Here is an 18,479-nt window from a genome sequence, read left to right as displayed (position 1 = left end):
TTATGCTTTTATCCTGTTTTTGCTCAACTGCACCGCCGACTCAATAGCCAGTATCATTGCATCGCTGCTGGCAACGCCTTTACCTGCAATTTCAAAAGCTGTTCCATGATCAACCGATGTACGGATGATAGGCAGCCCCATAGTGATGTTAACACCTTTTACACTGTCCATTTGCTGTTTTTCGGCATTCCATTTAAAGCCGCTAAGCTTAAAGGGGATGTGCCCCTGGTCGTGGTACATAGCAACTACGCCGCCATAATACCCGGTTGATGCCTTAGAAAACAAGGTGTCGGCAGGCACAGGGCCCTCAACATCATAGCCTAACTTTAAAGCTTCCTGTACAGCAGGCAGAATCTCCAAATCATCTTCGGTACCAAACAAACCTGAGTCACCGGCATGTGGGTTAAGCCCGGCTACGCCAATCTTTAGGTTTTTCTCGCCCAGAGAGATGAGGCCGTCCTGCAGCAATTCAATTACTTCAATGATGCGGTCTTTTTTAACCAGATCACATGCCCGCCTTAAGGAAACATGGGTGGATACGTGGATCACCTTCATGTTATGCTCAACCAGCAGCATGGCGTATTTTTTTGTTCCGGTATAATGTGCGTAGATTTCGGTGTGCCCGGCAAAGTGGTGCCCGGCTTCATTAATTGATTTTTTGTTGATAGGGCCGGTTACGGTAGCATCAACCTCGCCGTCAATTGCCAGTTCAATAGCTTTTTTAACGGCTTCAAAAGAAGCATTGCCCGCCATTGCCGAGATCTCGCCAAACCTGAGTTGTTCCATATCTACATTTTGCAGATCGTAAACATCTGGTTTGCTAAACTCAAAGTTTGCCTTGCGGATATCTTTTATCGAGTTGATGCGTGCATCTAAGCCCAGTCTTTTTACAATATCAAAAAATACGCCGGTATCGCCAATGATCACCGGACGGCAGATATCATACAATCTTTCAGTAAGCAGAGCTTTAACGGCTATTTCAGGGCCAATACTGGCCGGGTCGCCCATTGTTATTGCTATGATCGGTTTTTCGGCTGTCATTGGTATATCGGCAGGCTAAGGTTTTCAACATTGAGCATACTTTGCAGTTTCTTTTGCAGATCGGCTGCCTCAGTATCGCTAACTTTCAACAGCGGGGGCATCATGTACGAACGACATAATCCGGCGCTTTGCATTAAGGATTTTAATGCTGCCAACGATTCGCCCAGCAGGCGTTTGCCCTGGTAAATATCTCCAGCTAAATTGGAGTGTCTCTGCAATTGCAGGGCAGCAGCTTCGTCGTTGTTATCGGCCGCGACAATCATTTTATAATAAATATCCGGGAACAGGTTTCCGGTGCTTGGCACCAGTCCGTCGCTTCCTGTAAACAGCGCGTGGGCTGATTGTGCTCCCCAGCCCAAAAAATGACTGAAATCGGCCCTGCCAGCCCATAGCCTGAGTGAATCCTTTAAACGGTCATGGTTTCGTTCAGAATCTTTAGTACCCACAATATTATCATGATAACTTAATTCATCGAGAAGGTTCAGGTTTATAGATACATTGGTAGTGGCCGGGATATTGTAAACTATCAGCGGGATAGGTACTTCATTGGCCAGGGTTTCAAAGTATGTTTTAATTTCGTATTCAGTTAAAGTAAAGTAAGCAGGCAGGTGTGCTACGGCAACATCAATACCTTCATCCGCACAACGTTTGGCCAGGTCAATTGAATCGGCCAGGCAGTTTGATGAAATGCCTGCGTAAAGCAACCTGCCCGGCTGCCTCACTGATGTTGCCAGTTTAACAAAGTCAAGCTTAACATCGTTTGGTAATGAAGCAGATTCGCCGGTGGTGCCCAGGATAAAAGGTACACCGCCGTAATTGAAAATATTATCGAATATTTTTTCAACAGCTTCATGGTCAAGTTTGTAATTGTCGGTAAGTGGTGTAATTGATGGCACCACCAGGCCATTATATTTCTTTTTTTGTTTCATTAGTATGTTTTAATAAGCAGCCTCGTAAATGTTAACAGCGTCATCTATGTTTATTGGTCGCGGGTTGTTTTTAAGCAAGCGCTTAATTTTCATGGCATCGGCAGCCATTTGCGGTATGGTGTTTTTATCTATGTTTATTTCTTTTAAACTTGCCGGGATGCCACAGTCTTTAATCAACTGGCGGATCTTTTCTACTCCGGCGTACGCTGTTTCAAAATCATTAATACTGCTATTACAACCCAGTGCACGGGCAACGGCGGCATATCGTTCCGGCGTTGCCGGAATGTTATACTCCATTACAAAAGGAAGCAATAAAGCGTTTGATAAGCCATGGGCAATATGATACAGGCTGCCCAATGGGTAGGAGAGGGCATGTACGCCGGCCGTATTAACCGGCCCTAAGCAAAAGCCACCCATTAAGCTGCCAATGGCTAATTGCGTACGGGCATCCTCATTAGTACCATCATTTACTGCTTTAACCAAATTTGCGGCGATAAGCCTGATCCCCTCAAGCGCATACATATCGATAAGTGGATGCGCATATAAGTTGGTATAAGCCTCAAGGCAATGGGTTAACGCGTCAAGACCGGTAGCAGCAGTAACTTCCGGCGGGAGACTAATCATCAATGCCGGATCAATGATCACTACATCCGGAACCAGGTATGGGCTTATGATCCCCTTTTTCTGATTATCGGCATCGTCTATCAATATGGCATTGGGCGATGCTTCGCTGCCTGTACCTGCTGTTGTAGGCACGCAGATCAGTTTTTTAGTACGATTTTTAAGCAGGCCAATTCCTGTTATATCTGCCAGGGTTTGGTCGTTGTCTATCTGCGCAGCTATGAGTTTGGCTATATCAAGTACGCTGCCACCGCCAATGCCTACGATCACGTCGGCTTCAGTATGCTTTACAGATGCAAGCAGATCTTCAATGTCTCCAAACGAAGGCTCCTTTATTATAGAGGTATCAACATAAACTGCAACGCCGGCTTCTTTAAGCTGAGTTAAAAGTAGTTCGAGCTTACTTAACAGTGGACTGATGGTAATGATCAAAGCAGATTTATACCTGCTATTAATAACCTCGTCAGTTAATTTCAAAAGCGAGTTTTTGCCAACAATTACCTGGCCCGGAAACCGGATAGTGATGTCGCGATAAGGATGTTCAATTTGCGGCATATACTTATAAATGATAATAACAGGCCTTTTTAATTGGTTTTGATATAAAACAAAGATGGATAATGCCATCTCCCGTTTTCATCCAACCGTTATCAAGTTATTGTACGATATTATCAAAAGGTATATCTGTTGGTGAGTTATTGTGATATGATCTGCCTGTAATTGGCTTTTATGGATAGCAATGATGGTAAATGATCACCAAAATGCGGGGAGACGGGGCATGACAGTTCGGTAACAAAAGGCCGGTAACTTAGCAAAAAAGGTGATTATGAGAGAATAGGGCAAAGTTTTAGCCGCCTGAATAGCTACTAACGCCCTGATCCATGATTGACCAGATCGCTACATTGTAATTATAAACCACCCGGCCAGATACGGGGATTTTTTTAATATTTCTGTTAACCAACAAATACACACGCACATGAAAGTAGTAAAAACGTTAGGACAATTTATTATAGAGAAACAAGCGGATTTCCCTTTTGCTAAAGGCGAACTGTCAAGGCTTTTGCGGGATATAGGCATTGCCGCGAAAATTGTAAACCGTGAGATCAGCAAAGCAGGGCTTATTGATATTATCGGCGAAACCGACTCTGTGAACTCTCATGGCGAGCGGCAGAAAAAGATGGATGTTTACGCTAATGAGCAATTTATTTCGGCCTTACGCAGTGGAGGTGAGTGCTGTGTTGTGGCTTCTGAAGAGAATGATGAACCCATCCTTATAGAATCAGAAATCTCTAAGCATGCTAAATATATTGTAGCTATTGACCCGCTGGATGGTTCATCAAATATTGATGTGAATGTAAGTGTAGGTACCATATTTTCTATCTATCGCCGTAAATCTGCCGAAGGAAAAGCTACCCTGGAAGATGTGCTACAGAAAGGCACAGAGCAGGTTGCAGCGGGTTATGTAATTTATGGTTCATCGACGATGTTGGTTTATACAACTGGCAAGGGAGTTAACGGTTTTACACTTGATCCATCAATAGGGGAGTTTTGCCTGTCGCTCCCCAATATTAAAATGCCTAAGGAGGGTAATTTATATTCGATCAATGAAGGTTACTATACGCACTTTCCTTTAGGCGTAAAAAAATATATCAAATATTGCCAGGTTGAGGACGAGGCTACTAACCGGCCTTATACCTCGCGTTATACCGGATCGATGATCGCCGATATCCATCGTAACCTGATTAAGGGCGGCATATTCCTGTATCCAACTACTGCGCAGTATCCAAACGGCAAACTAAGATTGGTTTATGAATGTAACCCAATGGCCTTTATTGTTGAACAGGCAGGCGGTTTAGCGTCTACAGGTTATGAGCGGATCCTCGATTTGGAGGTTAATGAACTTCACCAGCGTTCGGCCATTTTTATCGGCTCAGAACATATGGTTAAGCGGGCAGAAGATTTTATGCTGGCTTTTTCTCCTCAGCAGCCATCTATAGCCCAGCATAAAAAGATTGTTTAATTAGCAGATAGTTATCAATTTATAGTTTCGGTGTTATTTGGAATGACATTGATGAGAATTTTATAAACTTTAATATTAAAATTAGGTAAGGCTAATTTTTTTTATTTGCTTTGTGTGTTATTTATAATGCGTTAAAACGAATAAAATGAAATTATTACCTTTACTATACTTTTTACTGATCTCAATAACTATTTCGGCACAACAAGGTTCCCTTAAGGGGAAGTTGACAGCCGGCAGTGAACCGCTCTCTTTTGCTACCGTTGTCCTTACAGGTACCTCAATTGGAGGCACTACAAATGATAAGGGATACTACCATTTAAAAAATGTGCCGGCAGGTACGTATATTATAGTATTTTCAAATATTGGGTATGTTACCGAGCGTTACAATGTGAGTGTGAAACCCGATGAGGCAACTTTATTGAACGGGAATCTTAAAGAAAGCAGCTCCAAATTGAATGAGGTAACGGTGACCGGGGTATCGCGTAAAACCGAGCTGCGCAGTAATCCAATACCCATTGCGGTGATGACCCGGAAGGAAATGGATCAGAATGTCAACAACAACATTATTGATGCCATTGTAAAGGGAGTACCGGGTGTTAACGCGGTTACTACCGGGCCTAATATCTCTAAACCGTTTATCAGGGGATTAGGCTACAACCGGGTTTTAACGTTATATGATGGCGTGCGCCAGGAAGGGCAGCAATGGGGCGATGAACATGGTATTGAGATAGATCAATACGGCATTGGTCGCGCCGAAGTGGTAAAAGGACCGGCAAGTTTAACCTATGGCTCGGATGCGCTGGCGGGAGTGATCAACATGATCCCATACCTGCCGGTCGGCGAAAACAGTGTTTTACGGGGAGATTATATTATCGATTACCATACCAATAACGGCATGATAGGTACCTCCCTGGGCTTATCATACAAAAAAAACGATTGGCGGTATGCCTTCAGGGCAACGGCGAAAGCTGCACATGACTACCACAACAGCATTGACGGCTATGTATACAACACCGGTTTCCGCGAATACAACCTATCGGGCATGGCCAGGGTTGATAGAAACTGGGGGTACTCGCAAATTGCGGCAACTGTTTATGACAACCGGCAGGAAATTCCTGATGGGAGCAGGGATTCGCTTACAAGGCAGTTTACCAAACAGATAGCGGAAAGTAGCACTGATAATATCAGGCACCGGCCAATTGTAAGTGATGATGAGTTAAGATCGTACAGCATAACCCCGCTGCACCAGCGTATTCAGCATTACCGGATCTACTCGCACAATGAGTTTAAACTGGGCGAAGGGGGTAGTATCAATGCTTCACTTGGCTTGCAGCAAAGCATCCGCAGGGAATACAACCATCCTACATTGGCAGATCAGCCGGGATTGTATGTGGTACTTAATACCCTTAATTACGACCTGAAATATAATTTACCAACCATAGCAGGCATAGAGAGTACCCTCGGCGTAAATGGTATGTACCAGGCCAACCGCAGCAAGGCGGCAACAGATTTTCCGATCCCGGATTATAACCTGTTTGACGCCGGGACTTTCCTGTTCGCCAAAAAGACTATTGGAAAAGTCGACATATCGGGCGGCCTGAGGTATGATAACCGGCACATCCACTGGAATGATTTTTATGTGGGGCCGAACCCCAAAAACGGGTTTGAACAGCATGTGAAATTGCCGGATACGTCAGGTGCGCATTTGCAATTTCCGGCCTTCAGGCATGTTTACCAGGGAGTTTCGGGGAGTTTGGGGATAACCTATAACATCAGCGAACGCTTATTGTTCAAGGCTAACATTGCGCGGGGATACCGCGCTCCTAATATTACCGAAATTGGCTCCAACGGACTTGACCCCGGTGCGCACATTGTATATTTAGGCAACCGCAGCTTTAACCCCGAGTTTAGCTTGCAGGAGGACCTGGGTTTCATCGCCTACCTAAAGGATGTTGACCTGATTGCCGAGCTGTTTAATAACCATATCAATAATTACATTTACCAGGCTAAACTAACCGACGCCAACGGCAACCCCGTAGTGATTGTGCCGGGTAACAGCACCTATCAATATCAGCAAAGCAGCGCCCGTTTGTACGGTGCCGAGTTTACCATTAACATACATCCGCAAAATGTTAAATGGTTGGCTTTTAACAATAGCCTGGCTTATGTAACCGGGATCAACGGCAATAAACAGCTCATTGACGAATCTAACGGTGCAGCTAAATATTTACCTTTTATTCCGCCAGTGCACATCCGGTCGGAATTTAAAGCGAGCTTGCAGAAAGCCTACGGGGCTTTTTCAAAAATTTATTTCAAGGCCGAAATGGATGCCTACACTACACAAAACCGCTTTTATGCTCTGGATAATACAGAGACAGCTACACCCGGTTATGCTTTGTTTAATATCGGAGCGGGTGCGTCTGTCAAAAATAAATCGGACAAAACCATTTGTGAGCTTTTTTTGCAGGTAGATAATCTGTTTGATAAGGCTTACCAATCTAACCTAAACCGTTTAAAGTATTTTGAATACTACCGGTCGTCGCCAAACGGGCACCTTGGCATTTATAATATAGGGCGAAACATCAGTTTTAAGGCGATTTTCCCTTTTTGATTTATTTTTAATGAAATATGCCTTTTTTTGTTTTTATTGCCTTGAGTTTCTGCACATCATGCAGGCGAGCGATAATGATTTCAAAATTTATCGGTCGATGTGCGTAAACTCGATAATCATAAAAACATCCAAAGTAAATGACTTTTAAATCAAAGGTTTTCATTTGCATGCTGCTGTGCGGTATATTCGGTGGAATAATCAGCACTCAGGCACAGTTGCATGTACCATCTTCTTATGCTTTAATTAAACGGGTAGTGCCCGGTTATGCTCAAAATTTTATTGTTCAGCCTCTTCCCGAAAGCGAGGCCAGGGATGTTTTTGAAGTAGAGGGGAATAAAGGAAAAATCATATTAAGGGGCAATAATGGTGTCGCGGTGGCATCGGCCTTATATTATTACCTTACCGAATATGCACATTGCCAGATCACATGGAACGGAACTAACCTTAATTTACCTGCGCATTTGCCTGCACCTGCCAAAAAGATCCATAAAACTACCCCGTACCAATACCGGTACTACCTTAACTATTGTACTTATAGCTACAGCATGAGCTGGTGGGACTGGAAACGATGGGAAAGGGAAATTGACTGGATGGCACTTCACGGAATCAATATGCCGCTGGCCATAACCGGGCAGGAGTACGTATGGGATAAAGTTTATAAAAGCATGGGCTTTAGTAATAAAGACATGCAGGACTTTTTTACCGGGCCGGCTTATTTTGGCTGGTTTTATATGGGCAATATAGATAAATGGGATGGCCCGCTGCCGGCGAGCTGGATAACTGGTCATAAAGATTTACAGGTTAAAATATTGCAGCGTGAGCGCGAGCTTGGGATAAAACCGGTGCTTCCTGCGTTTACAGGGCATGTGCCGGCATCGTTTAAAACGCATTTTCCCAATGCTAAACTCAAGCAAACCAACTGGAACAACGGCTTTGCCGATACTTATATCCTTGATTCGGAAGATCCCTTATTTGCAGAAATAGGAAAGAAATTCATCCAGGAACAAACTAAGGTTTATGGTACAGATCACCTATATTCTGCCGATACTTTTAATGAGAATGAGCCACCCTCAAATGATCCGAAATTTTTGTCGGAATTGAGCGCAATGGTTTATGACGGCATGAAAGGGGCAGATCCGAAAGCTGTTTGGGTAATGCAGGGCTGGCTGTTTTTCAGCGACCGTAAATTTTGGCAAAACGAACAGATCAAGGCATTACTGAATGCAGTGCCTGATGACCACATGATAGTACTTGACCTCAATACCGACTATGAACCGATATGGAAGCGAACCGAGGCGTTTTACGGTAAGCCCTGGATCTGGAATATGCTGCATAACTACGGAGGTAATAACAGTTTATTTGGCAGGATAGAGGCGGTAGCAGGACAGCCTGCCGGGGCTCTTAACGATCCAAAATCGGGTCGTATGGTAGGCATTGGCTTAACCATGGAGGCCATTGAGCAAACCCCTGTGCTTTATGAGTTAATGACGCAAAATACCTGGCAAAAGAAACCTATTGATCTTGAACAATGGCTTCCGGGATACTTATTTAACCGTTATGGGGTGAAAAGCCAGGAAGCGCAGGATGCCTGGCAAACGCTCAGGACCACCGTTTTCAACGGTAAGGATATCCGTGATGGGGCTGAGTCGATCATCACCGGAAGGCCCACGCTTGATTCGGCGGCAATATGGACCCGTACCCGCTTAAACTATAACCGGAAAGACCTGCTGCCTGCCTGGGACAAAATGATTGCTGCCATACCTGCATGTAAACAAAGTAGTGGTTTTAATTATGACCTGGTTGATGTAACCCGACAGGTGCTGGCTAACTATGGCCGGCCGCTCCAGTTAAAATGGATAAAAGCTTACCATGATAAAGATGATAAAGCTTTTGGCAGGTATACTACCGAATACCTTAGCCTGATAGCCGATATGGATAAGCTGCTGGCTACCCGCAAAGATTTTATGCTTGGCCCCTGGATAGCCGATGCCCGTAATTGGGGAACAACATCCGGTGAAAAAGCACTTTACGAAAAAAATGCCCGCAACCTGATAACACTTTGGGGAGATGCGGATAGTCCGCTGCATGAATACTCATGCAGGCAATGGAGTGGTTTGCTCAATGATTTCTACAAGGTACGCTGGCAAAAATTCTTTGAGTTACTGAAAGGATCAATGGAAACAGGTAAGGAGCCTGATTTTAAGCTATTTGATAAATCAATAAGTAACTGGGAATGGCAATGGGTTAATACATCCAAAACGTATCCTGTTGCTCCTGTCGGCAGCAGCACAGCTATTGCACAACAGTTATATAAAAAATACAGAACAAACATGGGTAACGATCTTAAGTAATGGATACATCAACAACTAAAACTGGAAATATTGTAGCGAAGCCTGCGAGGTTGTTATCGTTGGATGCCCTTCGTGGATTTGATATGTTTTGGATTATGAGTGGGGAAGGGGTAGTGCATGCCCTTGCCAAAGCCACCGGCTGGCCGATTATGGTATGGATGTCGGGGCAACTGCACCATACCGAATGGAATGGTATTACTTTTTATGATATGATCTTTCCCTTGTTTTTGTTTATTGCAGGGGTTTCTATGCCTTATTCAATGGGCGGTAAAGCAGCTAAGTACGGGGTGGCTTTTCCATATTTGTTACCATCTGCCGCCAAAGGCGAAATCTATCGTTCCATGATCAGGCGTACCATTATCCTGCTGTTTTTAGGGGTGGTTGTTAACGGTTTGTTTAAGTTTAATGGTTTGGAAAATACCCGGTTTGCGAGTGTGCTTGGGCGTATCGGTTTGGCCTGGTTTTTTGCAGGCATTATTTACCTGAATTTTAACACGCGCGGCCAACTTTTATGGTTTGGCGTTTTACTACTGGGCTATTGGGCAGCCATGGAACTGATCCCGGTGCCCGGTTACGGGGCAGGGGTTTTAACCATGAACGGTAGCCTGGAATCCTATATTGATCGTTTATTGCTTCCTGGTCGCCTGCACGATAAAGTACATGACCCGGAAGGCATATTATCCACCATTCCGGCTATCGGTACAGCCATGCTTGGGATTTTTACAGGCCAGTTCCTGAAGCTTGAATCCGCAAAATGGCCAATGTGGAAAAAGGGTGTTTGCTTATTAGTAGCCGGCATTTTATTTATCGGCTTGGGGATGCTTTGGAACCTTACGTTCCCAATAAATAAACGTTTATGGACAAGTTCATTTGTGTTGTTTGTAGGCGGATGGAGTTTGGTTTTCCTTTCGGTATTTTACCTGGTGATAGATGTTGCCGGGTACAAAAAATGGGCTTTTCCCTTTGTGCTTATTGGGGTAAACTCTATCCTGATCTACCTGGCATCTGAAGGAATGGTTGATTTTCAGCATACCGCCAATTTTTTCTTCGGAGGAATTATCAGTCATCTCGCTCAAAGCTGGCAACCTGTGTGGGCGGCTATATCTATTGTATTTGTACAGCTTGCCTTGTTGTATTTTTTATATCGCAATAAGATATTTCTGAAGATATAAGCTTGAATGCTGTTTAAGTTTGAGGATTTTGAATGTAGAGACGCATAATTGCGTCTCCCGTATGCCGGTTAAGTCAGTTAAATCTCTTGCAAAGCGGCTTGTCCTTTGGGAGACGCAATTATGCGTCTCTACGTAAAAATATTTCTTGTGTCTCCTCAGGTTCTTTCTCTGGTCGAAGTTTAGCGATAGCGTAACTTCGTCCTAAAACACGGCAAGCATCCTGCTTGCGCGATAGAAAAGTAAGTTGAAGTGCAGTTAAGCTGAAAGCTTAACACATTTCAGGACGAAGTTACGCTATCGCTAAACTTCGACCAGTAAAAGAAGTTTTTTGTAGAGACGCATCACATGCGTCTCCCGGTGGACAGGCGATTCAAATCTTCTAATTCCGTCGGAAATTGCACGCAGGAGACGCATGTGATGCGTCTCTACATCTAAAAACAATCGTTTTTAAACAGCCTCTGAGAGAAAAACAAGGAAAATAATTGAGATAAAATCATGAAAAATTAGTTAATTGTTAAAATAACACTTAATATTGAAATGTTTTTATTTTACCAATATGACCAAGCGCCTGTTTCTCCTTTTTATCCTTGTTTTGGCTGGTACGGCTTCGCGTGCGCAAAAGCAAATGATCCCTAATCCAATAACCGGTGGATATTTTGCTGATCCAACTATTGTAAAAGATAAGGGCCATTTTTTCATTTATGCCACAATTGATCCCTGGGGCGATAAGGAACTGGCTGTGCTGGAAACTACCGACTTCATCAAGTTTACCAGGCATCACATCAACTGGCCTACCAAACAAGCCTGTACCAGTCCAACGGCTCTTAACGAAATGGTTTGGGCGCCATCGGTAGTAAAGGGCAAAGACAATAAGTTTTACATGTATGTAGCCGTAGGGGGCGAGGTTTGGGGAGGCGTGAGCAATACACCGCTTGGTCCCTGGAAAAACTTAAAAAGCGACAATACGCCCATGGTTAAATCTACCGATTACCCCAACGTGCATAATATTGATCCGGATTGCTTTATTGATACCGATGGCAGCGTATATCTTTATTGGGGATCCGGCTATAAATGGATCAACGGGCACTGTATGGCTGTAAAGCTAAAGGATGATATGGTTTCGTTTGACGGAACGCCCAAAGATATCACCACGCCTCACTTTTTTGAAGGTACACATATGGTGAAACGTAACCAAACCTATTATCTCATGTTTTCGGAGGGAAAAGCCATTGATGCAACTTACCAGGTAGGTTATGCAAGGGGAAGCAGTCCGCTTGGCCCTTTTCAGGAAGATGAGCACCGGGTTATATTAAATACCTCAGCCGATAGTACCGTGATAGGGCCCGGTCACCATACCACATTTGTTGAAAAGGGACAACGTTATATTTTATATCACCGCATTTTTCCTCAAAAGGAATCATTTGTGTTGAGGCAGCTGTGTTTGGACAGTTTAAATTTTGACGCGGATGGCAATATCAAAAAGGTGAGCACCAAAGGAGTACAGAAATTCAATTAACAACTTGAACCAATAACAAATATATACATGAGAAGAATAGTTTTACTGGGCATTTTGATCGGTTTTTATTCCGTATCCATTGCGCAATCAAGTAATGATAAGGCGGTAAAGAAGCAAAGACAAACGAACAAAAAATCTGCACAAAACAATCAGTTCAGTGCCTACCTCTTTACTTATTTTACAGGCAGTGAAGGTGGTGAAGAAATTCGTTTTGCTTTGAGTAATGATGGGTATCATTTCCGTGCGCTGAACAACAATCGCCCTGTTTTAAACTCGGCGGATATCAGTGCTACCGGTGGCGTACGTGACCCTCATATTATGCGCGCTGCCGATGGTAAAACTTTCTACATGGTAGCAACTGATATGAATACCGAAAAATATGGTTGGGGGCCGGATTATTCGATGGTATTGTTAAAATCAACCGACCTGGTACACTGGACCTCGAAAACAATTGATATTACCAAACTTTATGAAAAATTTGCCGGTGTAAACAGGGTTTGGGCACCACAAACTATTTACGATCCGCAGGAAAAAAAATATATGATCTACTGGTCGATGCGCTTTGGCGAAGAGGCCGACAAGATCTATTATGCTTATGCCAATAAGGATTTTACGGGGCTGGAAACAGAACCTAAACAACTTTTCTTTAAGCCCGATGGGGGAGCTTGTATCGATGGCGATATTGTTTATAAGAACAATAAATATTACCTGTTTTTTAAAACAGAAGGATCTGGAGCAGGTATCAAAATAGCAGTATCGGATAAACTAACTTCCGGATATGTATTGCGGGATAAATACGTACAGCAAACCAAGGATCCTGTAGAAGGGGCGGGCACCTTCAAATTAAACGATGGCAGCGGTTATATTTTAATGTATGATATGTATACACAAGGTAAATACCAGTTTACCAGAACAACCGATCTCGAAAATTTTAAACTGATAGATGACGAGGTATCCATGAACTTTCATCCGCGCCATGGTACCGTGATGCCAATAACTTCAAAAGAAGCGGCTGCGTTAACAGCCAAATGGGAAACACCGGAAGACGTAGTACTTTCACCGGTTAACAAGCAGATTAAAACTATCAATATTGTTTTGGATACAGCAGGCCATAAAGTTTACCTGCCTGTAAAACCGGGTACGCGTTTAAAATCATTTGATCCGCAGTTTACCTTGTTTCCGGGTGTTACTGTCAGCCCTGTAAAACCTCAGGATTTTACAAAAGGCCCGGTTAAATATTCGGTAACTATAACTGGTAAAAAAGCGCAGGTTTTTGAGGTTACTGCCCAGGAAACCCATAACCCGGCTATAGCAGGATATTATGCCGATCCGGAGATCTTGTATGCCGAAAAAACAGGCAAGTTTTATATCTATCCAACCAGTGATGGTTTTGACGGCTGGTCGGGCAAGTATTTTAAGGCTTTTTCTTCTGATGATATGGTTAACTGGAAGGATGAGGGCAAGATCCTTGATTTGCCGCAGGATGTGAGCTGGGCAAAAAAGAATGCCTGGGCGCCTTGCATCATCGAAAAAAAGATTGGCGGAGAGTATAAGTATTTTTACTATTTCGCTGCTGCTCAAAAAATAGGGGTTGCAACCGCAAATGATCCTGCGGGGCCATTTACCGATTCGGGTAAGCCTTTGGTGGCACAATTACCTGAAGGTGTTAAAGGCGGACAGCAGATCGATGCAGATGTTTTTGCCGATCCGCAAACGGGTAAGAACTATCTGTACTGGGGCAATGGCTATATGGCCGTGGCGGAATTAAATGATGACATGGTTTCGTTAAAACCGGGCACCACTAAAATCCTAACCCCGTATGCCCACTATAATGAGGGTACCTACGTGTTTTACCGTAATGGCACCTACTACTTCATGTGGTCGGAAAATGATACCCGTAGCCCTAATTATAGCGTGCATTATGGTACTTCTAAATCTCCTTTGGGGCCAATTGAGATTCCTCAACAAAACACGGTTATTGCTAAAGATGCAGCTAAAGGTATTTACGGCACCGGCCATAATTCGGTGATCCAGATTCCGGGCACGGATGAGTGGTATATTGTTTACCACCGCTTCAATTATCCCAAAGGAATTACTATGGGCGATGCTGCAGGATATAACCGTGAAGTATGTATTGATAAAATGGAATTTGATAGTAATGGGTTGATTAAACAGGTGGAGCCAACACATGAAGGTATAAAACCGGTACACGTAAAAAAATAAACCCTGTTATGGGATAGCGGTAAGTTGCTTTAAACTATCGCACGATCTGCTTAGAGACTATTTTTAAATTAAACTTCTATTCATTGCCGTTGACTTTAGTCAACGGTTAAAGAAACTAACAAACGGCTTTAGCCCCAATGTCCGCGCGGTATTTTGGCTGAAGCCGTTTGTTTTATAATCATTATTCCGTCGACTAAAGTCAACGGCAATGAATTTATCCATAGTCATAAACCATTATCTATTTTAAAACCGTTCCGTAGCAGTTCACAAGCCGGTAACTTATTTTTTGTTCCGTTTTTTACAATTCAGGAGCCACGATAGTATCCTATATTTGTAATAATGGTTTTCAAAGAAATCCTTCCGGGCCCAAGGCTACAGCCTTATATCAAGTGCTTCTACATGTACGAATCCGATTCGGACAGGAGCTATGATGATATCGTATTCCCGAGCGGTACCATGGAAGTGATCTTTAACCTTGGTGCCGGAAACTGGAAATCAAAGAAAGGTGACACATTTTTCACCACTCCTCCTGTGGAGCTTTGGGGACAGATCACCAAACCATTAGCCATACAATCGGTAGGGCGAAATATTATGCTGGGTTTTCGTTTCTACCCGCATTCGGCAGCTTATTTTTTTGATGAAAACGTTTCAGAATTTAATAACGAAATTGTTGATGCTACACAGGTATTCGGCCCTAAATTAAAAACACTTTATTTAAAGCTGCTGGAAACCGCCGATCTGAATGCGAAAGTTGCCCTGATTGAAGATTATTTGTGGAGCCGTTTATCGGCATCTGAAAAAAAACATTCCAAGATCAAATTCATCGGAGATATTGTAAGCAATCTTAAAAAGAACTACAGCGACGATAATATCCTGTCCATTTCAAGCCGTCATAATATCTCCGCCCGGCATTTAAATACCCTTTTTTCGCAGTATACCGGTTTGCCGCCAAAGTTGTTTTATAAAATAAACCGCTTTCAGCATAGCCTTGGCCTGGTTAGCGCTAACGAAGAAAAACTCACCAACGTAGCCTACAGCGCAGGGTATTTTGACCAGGCGCATTTTATAAAGGAATTTAAACTTTTTACAGGTTTTACCCCTAACTCATTTGCTGCTCAGGCATCGCCTATAAACCAGGTATTGGCCGGTAGTTAATGCACTTCCGTTTTATACAATTTTTGCCTGTTCAAGCCGCATAGCTTTGCTGATAATAAAAAACAATAAAATGAAATCAGCAAAAACACCACAGGAAGTGCACGCAGTACTTGCGGCAGCTTTTAACACCAAAGATGTAAATGTAGTTATGAATGTGTATGATGCCAACGGCATTATTTTCCCAGAACCCGGAAAAGAAGTATCCGGAAGGGCCCAGTTTGAAGAAGCCGTTAAAAGCATCTGCGCGGTTCCGGGAGTAATGGAAATTAAAACCGTATACTGCCTGCAATCGGGCGATGTAGCCGTGGGCCGGTCGGAGTGGAGCGTTACAGACAATGGAAAAACACAGGTTGCTGCAAAGGGCATCGAGCTGATGAAACAGCAACCTGATGGAAGCTGGAAAATTATCATCGATCATGCTTTCGGAGCCGAAGCTAATCTTGTAGCTTGATTTTCTCCGTCTTAAACAAAAAGAGGCTGTATCATAATGATCAGCCTCTTTTTGTTTTTAGATACTTAAGCGATATATAATTTCTATTTAATTAACTTTATTAATAAAATGGGGGTTAACAGGGTTAACATAATTTAATGCTAATTTTCACTTAATGTATTTATAATCAGATATTTAAGTGTTTTTTAGGCCAAAAAAGTGTTAACCCCCCTTTTGTATAAATATTATCGGCTAAATTTCAATTTAAAGGTAACGCAACACTATGGGCATCAATTTGATTTATGATACAATCTTCCTTGTTTCGCCTTAATCTGTTCCGTTTTATACAATTTTTAGAATATCGCCCGGGCTAATTTTGAACATAAAATAAAAACAAGAACATGAAAAATAGATTTAATGAATTTTTAGCCCTGCATCATAAAACCGAACCTTTGCAGATTGGCAATGTATGGAACGCGCAAAGCGCGCAGATTTATGATAAGTTGAATTTTGAGGCAATTGGTACCTCAAGCGCGGCTGTTGCCAGCTCTTTAGGCTTTGCAGATGGCGAGGAGATGAGTTTTGAGGATTATCTTTTTATTATTAAACGGATAATAGCAACATCATCAGCGATGTTAACTGTCGATCTGGAGGGAGGTTATGGTGACACACCGGAGGCAATCTGCAATAACATCATAAAATTATATAATATCGGCGTTGTCGGTATCAATATAGAGGATTCGATAGTAAGGGATGGCCAGCGAAGTATTGTTGACGCAAATGAGTTAGCGATTAAACTTAAACAGATTACCGGGCTGCTGGCTAAGGCAGATGTACAGGTATTTATAAATGTGAGGGCCGATTCCTTCCTGCTCGGTTTACCTAATGCACTGGAAGATGCTTTAAGCCGGACTAAACTTTACCAGGATACAGGTGTGCATGGTTTGTTTTTCCCCTGTATTACTCAAATAACTGATATTGAAAAAATAACAGCCTTATCACGCCTCCCGGTTAGTGTAATGTGTATGCCCGGGCTTCCGGATTTTAAAGCCTTACAAAGTGCAGGTGTTAAAAGGATCAGTGCCGGTCCATTTTTAAACATGAACATCTACCAATCGCTGGAAAATTTAATTGAAAAAATAACCACCGAAAATAGCTTTGCGAGCCTGTTTAAATAAATGCGGGGTGTTTTTTTAACTGTAAGTTGTAAACAATGGAAAACTATACTACCCTGTTTTAAGTTATTGCAATGTAGATGTAATGATCTACAAATAAGTTTAGGTTAAAAGTCCCGGCGGCGAGCGTTAGGGACTTTTTATTTTTACGGAAGTAGTTTAAAAAGGTTTCAGCTGGTTTGATCAGTGAACAAACTTCTGTTGGTAAGCCTGCACAATTTGAAGGCTTAATTCATTTTATTGCAATAATTATATAAAGTCTATGGTTTTAGTAGAATTTATGTATATTTGCATCATCAAATCGGTTCTTTGAATATTTTATTATCAAGAAAGACTGAGGGAAAGGCCCTGTGATGTCTTAGCAACCTGTAAGCCCACTGTTATAAAGGTGCTAATTCCTGTCTGCCCAAATAGGGGCGGAAAAGATAATGTAATAAGCTATTGCCTTGCATAGTTCAGGCTATAAGCACAATTCTTTTTCTCCTTTCACTTTTCCTGCTAAAAAATATTATTGAGTTGATATCACAATTTAATGTGTGTAGCAATGAAGATTAAACATTTACTTATTACCTGTCTGCTTTCCATAACAACACTTTTTGCTGCTGCGCAAACAAACGCAGCTGCCGACCCGAATACTGATCGCGGTTACATCGTGAAAACAGGCGATATCGCTCCGGCCGATTTTGAGCTTGTGCTTACCGATGGTACTAAAACCTCATTGAAGCAGCTACGTGGCAAAGTAGTTATCCTACAGTTTACTGCAAGCTGGTGCAGTGTTTGCCGCGAAGAAATGCCTCATCTTGAAAAAGAGATCTGGCAGGCTTATAAAGATAAAGGCCTCGTATTAATAGGCGTTGACCGTGACGAGCCGCTTGAAAAAGTGAAAGGTTTTCATCAGGTTATGAATATCAGCTATCCGCTGGCGCTTGATCCGGGGGCTGACATATTCGGGCGGTTTGCCAACAAAAAAAGCGGCGTTACCCGCAATGTGGTTATCGACCGCGATGGAAAGATCGTTTACCTTACCCGTTTATATGATAAACAGGAGTTTGCATCAATGCTAAAAGCCGTCGACGCATTGGTGAACGAAAAAACAGCATCTGTCAACTGAGAATACTGATAGCAACCTGTTTCTGCTATCAATCAAGAAAAATCTATCTGTACTTATTTAATACCCGTTTTTATGAAAACAAAAACTACTTCCTTACACAAGAAACATTTCTTTTCGGTAAGCCGGT

General features: G+C 42.7%; 13 protein-coding genes and 1 riboswitch. Of the genes, 10 read left to right on the top strand and 3 right to left on the bottom strand.

Features of this window, described 5'->3' with window-relative positions; genetic code table 11:
• Genes pdxA through ACEN9X_RS03285 form a run of 3 tightly spaced genes read right to left on the bottom strand, consistent with a single transcriptional unit; the run spans window position 1 to window position 3,146 of the window.
• Complete coding sequence (gene pdxA, locus ACEN9X_RS03295; RefSeq protein WP_413669055.1) at window positions 1–1,041, bottom strand: 4-hydroxythreonine-4-phosphate dehydrogenase PdxA; 1,041 nt, start codon at window positions 1,039–1,041, stop codon at window positions 1–3.
• On the bottom strand, window positions 1,038–1,970 hold the full coding sequence (locus tag ACEN9X_RS03290) for a dihydrodipicolinate synthase family protein (RefSeq protein WP_413669054.1): 933 nt from the start codon (window positions 1,968–1,970) through the stop codon (window positions 1,038–1,040). Before ACEN9X_RS03290 ends, pdxA begins: the two co-directional genes overlap by 4 nt.
• Before the next feature lie 9 nt (window positions 1,971–1,979).
• Window positions 1,980–3,146, bottom strand: coding sequence for an iron-containing alcohol dehydrogenase (locus tag ACEN9X_RS03285; RefSeq protein ID WP_413669053.1), 1,167 nt, complete (start codon window positions 3,144–3,146; stop codon window positions 1,980–1,982).
• Window positions 3,147–3,564: 418 nt separating this feature from the next.
• On the opposite strand from ACEN9X_RS03285, the gene fbp reads away from it, so the two are divergent.
• The 10 genes from fbp (at window position 3,565) to ACEN9X_RS03235 (ending at window position 18,352) form a co-directional block, all read left to right on the top strand.
• The gene (gene fbp / locus ACEN9X_RS03280) at window positions 3,565–4,608 is read left to right on the top strand and encodes a class 1 fructose-bisphosphatase (protein WP_413669052.1); all 1,044 of its coding nucleotides are present in this window, start codon (window positions 3,565–3,567) and stop codon (window positions 4,606–4,608) included.
• A 145-nt stretch (window positions 4,609–4,753) separates the two neighbouring features.
• Complete coding sequence (locus tag ACEN9X_RS03275; RefSeq protein WP_413669051.1) at window positions 4,754–7,219, top strand: TonB-dependent receptor; 2,466 nt, start codon at window positions 4,754–4,756, stop codon at window positions 7,217–7,219.
• A 137-nt stretch (window positions 7,220–7,356) separates the two neighbouring features.
• Complete coding sequence (locus tag ACEN9X_RS03270) at window positions 7,357–9,570, top strand: alpha-N-acetylglucosaminidase (protein WP_413669050.1); 2,214 nt, start codon at window positions 7,357–7,359, stop codon at window positions 9,568–9,570.
• Window positions 9,570–10,742, top strand: coding sequence for an acyltransferase family protein (locus ACEN9X_RS03265; RefSeq protein WP_413669049.1), 1,173 nt, complete (start codon window positions 9,570–9,572; stop codon window positions 10,740–10,742). The genes ACEN9X_RS03270 and ACEN9X_RS03265 overlap by 1 nt, the downstream gene beginning before the upstream one ends.
• A gap of 556 nt (window positions 10,743–11,298) precedes the next feature.
• Entirely contained in the window at window positions 11,299–12,258 is a 960-nt protein-coding gene (locus ACEN9X_RS03260) for a family 43 glycosylhydrolase (protein ID WP_413669048.1), read from the top strand.
• A 27-nt stretch (window positions 12,259–12,285) separates the two neighbouring features.
• A complete protein-coding gene (locus ACEN9X_RS03255) occupies window positions 12,286–14,481 on the top strand; it encodes a family 43 glycosylhydrolase (protein WP_413669047.1) in 2,196 nt (731 codons plus the stop codon).
• Between the two features lie 339 nt (window positions 14,482–14,820).
• Complete coding sequence (locus ACEN9X_RS03250) at window positions 14,821–15,636, top strand: DUF6597 domain-containing transcriptional factor (protein WP_413669046.1); 816 nt, start codon at window positions 14,821–14,823, stop codon at window positions 15,634–15,636.
• Between the two features lie 70 nt (window positions 15,637–15,706).
• Window positions 15,707–16,087, top strand: a complete 381-nt coding sequence (locus ACEN9X_RS03245; protein WP_413669045.1) for a YybH family protein — start codon at window positions 15,707–15,709, stop codon at window positions 16,085–16,087.
• A gap of 380 nt (window positions 16,088–16,467) precedes the next feature.
• The gene (locus tag ACEN9X_RS03240; RefSeq protein WP_413669044.1) at window positions 16,468–17,244 is read left to right on the top strand and encodes an isocitrate lyase/PEP mutase family protein; all 777 of its coding nucleotides are present in this window, start codon (window positions 16,468–16,470) and stop codon (window positions 17,242–17,244) included.
• A gap of 315 nt (window positions 17,245–17,559) precedes the next feature.
• Window positions 17,560–17,673, top strand: a riboswitch (SAM riboswitch).
• Window positions 17,674–17,785: 112 nt separating this feature from the next.
• Window positions 17,786–18,352 carry a TlpA disulfide reductase family protein gene (locus tag ACEN9X_RS03235; protein WP_413669043.1) on the top strand — a complete coding sequence of 189 codons (567 nt, stop codon included), beginning with the start codon at window positions 17,786–17,788 and terminating at the stop codon, window positions 18,350–18,352.
• The last annotated feature ends 127 nt before the right edge of the window (window positions 18,353–18,479 follow it).

Source organism: Mucilaginibacter sp. Mucisp86 (assembly GCF_047324315.1).
Classification (GTDB): domain Bacteria; phylum Bacteroidota; class Bacteroidia; order Sphingobacteriales; family Sphingobacteriaceae; genus Mucilaginibacter.
Note: the sequence above shows the minus strand (reverse complement) of the source record. Positions and strands in the feature narration are given on the sequence as shown.

Excerpts from the sequence above, each read along its gene's own strand:
- pdxA (WP_413669055.1), bottom strand. The coding sequence starts at position 1,041 with ATGACAGCCGAAAAACCGATCATAGCAATAACAATGGGCGACCCGGCC.
- ACEN9X_RS03290 (WP_413669054.1), bottom strand. The coding sequence starts at position 1,970 with ATGAAACAAAAAAAGAAATATAATGGCCTGGTGGTGCCATCAATTACA.
- ACEN9X_RS03285 (WP_413669053.1), bottom strand. The coding sequence starts at position 3,146 with ATGCCGCAAATTGAACATCCTTATCGCGACATCACTATCCGGTTTCCG.
- fbp (WP_413669052.1), top strand. The coding sequence starts at position 3,565 with ATGAAAGTAGTAAAAACGTTAGGACAATTTATTATAGAGAAACAAGCG.
- ACEN9X_RS03275 (WP_413669051.1), top strand. The coding sequence starts at position 4,754 with ATGAAATTATTACCTTTACTATACTTTTTACTGATCTCAATAACTATT.
- ACEN9X_RS03270 (WP_413669050.1), top strand. The coding sequence starts at position 7,357 with ATGACTTTTAAATCAAAGGTTTTCATTTGCATGCTGCTGTGCGGTATA.
- ACEN9X_RS03265 (WP_413669049.1), top strand. The coding sequence starts at position 9,570 with ATGGATACATCAACAACTAAAACTGGAAATATTGTAGCGAAGCCTGCG.
- ACEN9X_RS03260 (WP_413669048.1), top strand. The coding sequence starts at position 11,299 with ATGACCAAGCGCCTGTTTCTCCTTTTTATCCTTGTTTTGGCTGGTACG.
- ACEN9X_RS03255 (WP_413669047.1), top strand. The coding sequence starts at position 12,286 with ATGAGAAGAATAGTTTTACTGGGCATTTTGATCGGTTTTTATTCCGTA.
- ACEN9X_RS03250 (WP_413669046.1), top strand. The coding sequence starts at position 14,821 with ATGGTTTTCAAAGAAATCCTTCCGGGCCCAAGGCTACAGCCTTATATC.
- ACEN9X_RS03245 (WP_413669045.1), top strand. The coding sequence starts at position 15,707 with ATGAAATCAGCAAAAACACCACAGGAAGTGCACGCAGTACTTGCGGCA.
- ACEN9X_RS03240 (WP_413669044.1), top strand. The coding sequence starts at position 16,468 with ATGAAAAATAGATTTAATGAATTTTTAGCCCTGCATCATAAAACCGAA.
- ACEN9X_RS03235 (WP_413669043.1), top strand. The coding sequence starts at position 17,786 with ATGAAGATTAAACATTTACTTATTACCTGTCTGCTTTCCATAACAACA.